1 protein-coding gene is annotated in these 1,446 nt (G+C 69.4%); it reads left to right on the top strand.

The annotated features are described in order from the left end of the window. A partial coding sequence (locus tag ACFU7D_RS29600; RefSeq protein ID WP_378874099.1) for an AMP-binding protein occupies positions 1–1,416 on the top strand: 1,416 nt, incomplete at its 5' end. Positions 1,417–1,446 lie beyond the last annotated feature (30 nt).

A 1,446-nucleotide genomic window follows, 5' to 3' on the forward strand; every position in this document is an offset into this window, starting at 1 on the left:
CTTCGGGCCCGCGGCGTCGCCCCGGGCGACAAGGTCGCCATCCTCTCGGCCAACGACCCGGTCGCCTTCGCCTCGGTCTTCGGGATCAGCCGCGCGGGGGGCGTCTGGTGCCCGATCAACCCGCGCAGCGAAGCCGCCGAGAACCGCGAGCTGCTGGACCTGTTCGGCTGCTCGGCGCTGATCTTCCAGTCGGCCTTCGCCGGCCTGGTCGACCAGATCCGTGGAGATCTGCCGGAGCTGACCACGTTGGTCTGCCTCGACGCGACCTATGAGTGGGCGATCAGCTGGGACGACTTCCTCGGCTCTACCGACGAGCTGTTCGAGCCCGTCGAAGTCGTCGACGACCTGGCCATGGTCGTCGGCACCGGCGGGACCACCGGGCGCCCCAAGGGCGTCATGCTCACCGGCGCCAACCTGGAGACGATGTCGGCGATCACCCTGATGGCCTATCCGTGGCCCGGTGCGCCGACGAGGCCGACCTACCTCGCGCTCGCGCCGCTCACCCACGCCGCCGGAGTTCTCTGCTTCCCGGTGCTGTGCCTGGGCGGCCAGATCGTGGTGATGCGTACGCCGGACGTGGGTGCGTTCCTCGAGCACATCGAGCGCCATCAGGTCACCCACACGTTCCTGCCGCCGACGCTGATCTACCTCGTGCTGGACCACCCGGCGCTTCGGTCGACCGACCTGAAGTCGCTGCGCTGCTTCTGGTACGGCGCGGCGCCGATGTCGTCGACGCGCCTGGAGGAGGCGCTGACCCGGATCGGACCGGTGATGGCGCAGCTGTTCGGGCAGACCGAGGCGCCCATGATGATCGCCACCATGGCGCCCGCCGACCACTTCCACGAGGACGGCACCGTCGCCTCCGAGCGGCTCTCCTCGGCCGGTCGTCCGGCGCCGCTGGTGACCGTGTCGATCATGGGCGAGCGCGGCGCGCTGCTCGGCTCCGGCGAGCGCGGCGAGATCGTCGTACGCAGCTCCCTGGTCATGCGCGGCTACCTCGACAACCCCGAGGCGACCGCCGAGGCGAGCGCGCACGGCTGGCACCACACCGGCGACATCGGCTTCCTCGACGAGGACGGCTTCCTGCACATCGTCGACCGCGCCAAGGACATGGTGATCACCGGTGGTTTCAACGTCTACTCGACCGAGGTCGAGCAGGCGCTGATGACCCATCCGTCCATCGCCGACTGCGCCGTCGTCGGCCTGCCCGACGAGAAGTGGGGCGAGCGCGTCACCGCCGTCGTCCTCCCCCGGCCCGGTGCCGAGGTCGACGTCGCCGACCTCAAGGCGTACGTCAAAGAGCGGATCGGCGCGGTCAAGACCCCCAAGCAGATCGAGGTCTGGCCCGACCTGCCACGTTCGAAGGTCGGCAAGGTGCTCAAGACCGAGATCAAGAGGGAGCTGACGGCTAACTAGTGGTGCCGAGTCGGCGGATCTGTCCCCGTG

It is taken from the genome of Nocardioides sp. NPDC057577, from assembly GCF_042801335.1.
Taxonomy (GTDB): Bacteria; Actinomycetota; Actinomycetes; order Propionibacteriales; family Nocardioidaceae; genus Nocardioides.